This is a genomic window from Roseinatronobacter alkalisoli, from assembly GCF_028745735.1.
Classification (GTDB): Bacteria; Pseudomonadota; Alphaproteobacteria; order Rhodobacterales; family Rhodobacteraceae; genus Roseinatronobacter; species Roseinatronobacter alkalisoli.
Genome location: NZ_JAQZSM010000078.1, coordinates 1 through 4,571, shown reverse-complemented (window position 1 = coordinate 4,571; position 4,571 = coordinate 1). Strand labels below are relative to the sequence as shown.

The 4,571-nt window shown below is 56.2% G+C and carries 3 protein-coding genes and 1 pseudogene; 2 read left to right on the top strand and 2 right to left on the bottom strand.

Going from position 1 to position 4,571, the window contains the following annotated elements; genetic code table 11:
• The first annotated feature begins 219 nt into the window (after positions 1-219).
• The gene (locus PUT78_RS23050; RefSeq protein WP_274354565.1) at positions 220-624 is read left to right on the top strand and encodes a single-stranded DNA-binding protein; all 405 of its coding nucleotides are present in this window, start codon (positions 220-222) and stop codon (positions 622-624) included.
• Between the two features lie 246 nt (positions 625-870).
• Here PUT78_RS23050 and PUT78_RS23045 read toward each other — a convergent pair whose 3' ends face one another.
• Positions 871-3,342, bottom strand: a complete 2,472-nt coding sequence (locus tag PUT78_RS23045) for a S8 family serine peptidase (RefSeq protein WP_274354564.1) — start codon at positions 3,340-3,342, stop codon at positions 871-873.
• Positions 3,293-4,330, bottom strand: coding sequence for an AAA family ATPase (locus tag PUT78_RS23040; RefSeq protein ID WP_274354563.1), 1,038 nt, complete (start codon positions 4,328-4,330; stop codon positions 3,293-3,295). The genes PUT78_RS23045 and PUT78_RS23040 overlap by 50 nt, the downstream gene beginning before the upstream one ends.
• A gap of 163 nt (positions 4,331-4,493) precedes the next feature.
• Here PUT78_RS23040 and PUT78_RS23035 point away from each other — a divergent pair.
• Positions 4,494-4,571 (top strand): annotated as a pseudogene (locus PUT78_RS23035) (IS6 family transposase); the annotation flags it as partial.

Here is a 4,571-nt window from a genome sequence, read left to right as displayed (position 1 = left end):
AATCTTACGTGGGAAACGAAAGCCTTTCAGGCGCGGCATGGACGGTGGCACTTGCATCGGTCACCATCTACCCAAGTCATGCCACACAAACAACTTGGCAATGCCCTCTGGGGGTTTCCGGTGTCCATGCTGTCCACCGTGCACGCGTCACCCGACGGGCTTTTTCCGGGTCTTGTCGAAGGGACGGTCCCGAAGACAGGACACAGAAGGAAGCTAGACATGCAGAATATCGTCATCCTCGCCGGCAACATTGGCCAAAAACCCGAAGCCCGCACCACCCAAGGCGGCACCAACATCACCAACTTCAGCCTCGCCACCTCCCGCCCCCGCCTCTCGGAAGGTCGCGTCCTGCGCGACGAGAACGGCTACCGGGTGATGGACACGGAATGGCACCGCATCACCTGCTTCAACGGTCTGGGCAAAACGGTCGCGGAGCATTGCGAAAAGGGCATGAAGGTCCTCGTCCACGGCCGCATCCACTACAGCAAGTGGATCGACAGCATGGGCAACGACCGCTACGGCTGCGAGATCATCGCCGAGAAGGTCGACTTCCTGAGCCGCCCGAAATCGGCCGAGAGTGAAAACCCCGAGTTGGTCGACAAAGACGACGAGATCCCGTTCTGAAAAGAACGGGGTCTCCCCCTTGGACCCGGCGGGGAAACCCGCCGGGTTCGGGCTGTTCTTGGAAGCGGTCATTCGCTGCAGCGGCAGCATGGATGATCTGAGCGGCGGCTGTTGGCAGGGAGCGGAGTTTGCAAAGTCGCGTCTCTTGGGAGCGTTTCTCAACGTCCCCCAAGCCTTTGCCGTCATTCGGTCCCGCCTCATGCCGCGATGTGGCATTCCTCAAAGTCACCGCTCCACTGGTTTCGCTCAAACGGCGACAACCACTCCAACTGCCGTCATCGCCTCGATAGCAGCAGCAACCTCCGCATGCAGGTTGCATTCCAGTTCTTCGGCATCAATTTCAACGATGAGCGAATATCGGACAGTGGGCAACTCTTCCTGTAGTCGCGACTTCGCCTTCCACCAACCTGCCACGGGATGTACGGCTATGAGGTTTCGTTGGGCGAGATCGGATGCCTTACAGGTCAATTGGTCAATGTGCAGAGAACCAACGTCGCGCCGATTGCTACCAAAAACCCATCCATCCTGTTCATCGCTTTCTGGCTCGTCAGGTTGCTCGGCAGCCTTGTTGATCCTAGCAAGAAACTGGGCTTCGTTCTCGTCGGCGCGATTGATCTTGAAGCGTAAGTTGTGAGACGCGTATCGGTATCGATTGCCCCGCGATGGTTCGGACGGGTTTGGAGCGATGAATGTGCTTAACGTGACGCGCAGCGTGACATCAGCACTGCCAAGCTTACGCAGCTCTTCTACTGGCCATGGCAAAGCGGCGAACTTCAGCTCATGATGAATATCGTTGCCGGTTTTCTCAGAAAGTCCATAGGGAGTGATCGTGTCCTCGACGATCAGAGTTAAAGCGTTCGATGCGCTTCGTCTTGCGCGATCAAGATTTGGCACCCCATAGCCATAACGTTGGAAAAGGGGGGCATAACTTCCTTTTGGCGGCGCAACCCCGGCAGGCAGGTGTGAACGCATTTGTGTGGTCCATCTGGCAGATGACACATAGAGACCACGTACTGTCTCCGGCCAAAGCTTCGGATACTCCGCCCACAGAGTCGATATTTGATTTGCTGCAAGGGCTGTCGCAGCACTGGTATCAAAGGTGAATGAGAATGACCGCTGCGGATAACGATGGTCGGTCGACAACAGGGATAGCCAACCATGCCGCATCGGTGGTGGGCTGTTGCTGGCTGCCCAGTTTCCGCCTTCAAGCACGACGTCCGGTTTCAATGGCCAGTGGGACGACCACGAGGCAGTGCGCGAGGCAGGCGACAGGTCGCCGAACGGCGCGACGGCTCTCGTCCCTTCGCCAGCTGGCAGGACTGTTTTTTCCGTGTAGGCTCCTACGCACAAAGCGTTCCATGCTTGTGCAGGCGCTTGTATCTCATTGTCGGGGTGGTCGCATCGATCGAGATAATTGCCCGCTCTGAAGGTGAAGTTGTCAGTGTTCCCTGCGGAGATGAGCAGCAATCGCTTTATTTTCTGTTGACCTAAGACACCTGCAGCGAGTTCGTCGATGGCGCTGGACCAAGAAGTGGGCGCGCCGTCATGTGGGGTGTCCTCGCCTGTGGTAACCGGCATGGAGAAGATGCGTCTCCGCGCCCCTTGTGCTTCAACCGTATTGATAGCATCGCGGGTAATAGCCCCGAGAAGGTGGTGTGGGTTCTCACCCGCATCGGGAAGAAGTTTGACCGATTCCAACCGATGATGAATTTCGACCGGCTGCATTTGTTGAAGCGTCGTAGTGAGATCACCGAAGAGTGCAAGGCCGGCCATCCGTGTTCCGTGCCCTTTCATGTCGTCCACTGCCCATGCGGGATCAGCAGCGTGACGATCACCAGGTGACAAAGATGGCTGAATCAGAGGATGAGCGCGACTGACGCCAGTATCCAGCAGAGTGATGAAACTAGGATCAGCATTTGGTGGAAAGCTGGTTCGCCTGACAAGCTCCTCCACCCACTCTGCCTGCTCCTGCACTGGCAAACCTTGAAAGAAATCAGCCGTGACTGAAGGTGCCGCGAGAGCACGTACCCCTCCTATCCTCCGGACAGCGGCTGCAAGAGCATCTCGGGTTCCGCTCGCAACAATGACAACATCTTCAGGAAATTTGAGTTGTTCGCTTCCCGGTTCGAGCCCATAGTCTGTCGCCATCCGAGTAAAACGATCAGCACCATCTGGATCGAGCCATATCTCCCAAAGCGCATCGGTATTGGCAGCTGGAAATTTATGGTTAGGACTTCGCCATAACGCGCGTAAACCTGCTTCGATGATGGCCGCCACACTCTGCACGAGATCGGCGTTTTTTGGCCTTCCCGGGATAGCCTGACCATCTTTTTCTCGGTCGGGGTTGTTCTCCGTTCGAAACTGGTCGACCTTCTTGCGAAAGTCTTCTACGCCTTTCGCTGTTGCAAAAATGGTCGCCCTATCCATCCCATCCGCTCGGTTTTTTCCTTCCTCGTATTTGAGCAGGCTGAGGTGCTTGGTGTCGAGGCTGTCACGTTTCAGCTTTTCGCCTTGACGTCCGGATACCTCTAAATACAACCCCGGCAATCCATCGGATTTTACATTCGGCAGGGCATCGAGTGCACGAAGCAAGTTTTGAGCATGACCTTCCCTATCGCGAACGTCACTTGGTCCCTTGCCGCTACCGCCTCCCTTCGACTGATACGGCTTATTTGCCCCGAGATCCCTGAGATGGAAATGACGCAGGTTTCTTGACATGCTCGTCCGTTCCTATGCCGTGTAACGCGCGACGGCGTTCAAGGGCATCAATCAAATTTTTTGTTGCAATCTTGTCGGTGTCACTGAGGACTGCTCTGCGCGCCGCGTCCTCTGCTGCGGCTACCACATCTGCGGTCGAAAGACTGCGGGCGTGGTCAGTGACACGCTTCCATCCTATGCGGCTCAACGAAAAACCGATGAGGCGGCGTTCGAGAGCTTGCTGAATCGCAGCAGCATCAGGCATTTCATAAGGAAGGACGAGATCAAAGCGACGCAGAACGGCGCGGTCGAGGATGCCGGGTAGATTAGTCGTGGCAACGACAATGGACGGGCCGGTGTCTTCATCCAAGAATTGAAGAAATGAGTTCAGAACGCGGCGAGCTTCCCCAACATCGTTGTCGTTGCTCCTTGTTGCCGCCAAAGCATCAATTTCATCGAACAGATAGACGCCACGTGTGGTTTTGATCGCGTCGAAGACCATCTTGAGCTTCTGGGCCGTTTCGCCCATGAATTTGGTGATCAGACCGTGCAGCATGACCGAAAATAGCGGGAACTGGAGTTCGCCCGCCAGCGCGTATGCGCTTAGCGTCTTGCCGGTGCCGGGAGGGCCAGAAAACAGCAGACGCCGCCGAGGCTTTAAACCCTTCTCTTCAAGCTTCTCGCGCAGTCGGGTTTCAATGACAATGTGGGCCAATTCTTCCTCGATCTGCAGAGGGAGAATCACATCCGCCAGCCGTTCAGACGGATAGGATGCTGCAAGAAACTGCCCCAAATCGCCACGTGGAGTTGCAAGTGGCGTAATTGCAGGGCTACGTATTTCGGGCGCCTTCTGGCCAGCTTCGGCCCACTGGCGAAGCTGTTCGGCCAAGCGGGTATGTCCCTTTTGCTCCTCTGCGGCAGACAACTGCATCGCCAGATCGTAAAAACGATCAGCGTTACCTTCGGCATGGCTTTTGACCAAACCTATCAGTTGCTGCGCGGATGCCATACTTTCCCTCTGCCAGTGTTGGCGGATCTCTATCAATATGTCTACACGGCCTTTGACGCTCACGCTAGATGCCTCTGGCATAAGGGATGGGGCTGTTGCGGCGATGACTCGGGGCGGCATTGCCAAGTTGTTTGCGCTGCGCGATTGGCGTAGGTGTGCGGTCATGAGTATACCATCCTCTCTTCCGCGCCTGAAAGGTTTTCGTTTCCCCCGCGAGATCGTCGCTTATGCGGTCTGGGCC

Excerpts from the sequence above, each read along its gene's own strand:
- PUT78_RS23050 (WP_274354565.1), top strand. The coding sequence starts at position 220 with ATGCAGAATATCGTCATCCTCGCCGGCAACATTGGCCAAAAACCCGAA.
- PUT78_RS23045 (WP_274354564.1), bottom strand. The coding sequence starts at position 3,342 with ATGTCAAGAAACCTGCGTCATTTCCATCTCAGGGATCTCGGGGCAAAT.
- PUT78_RS23040 (WP_274354563.1), bottom strand. The coding sequence starts at position 4,330 with ATGGCATCCGCGCAGCAACTGATAGGTTTGGTCAAAAGCCATGCCGAA.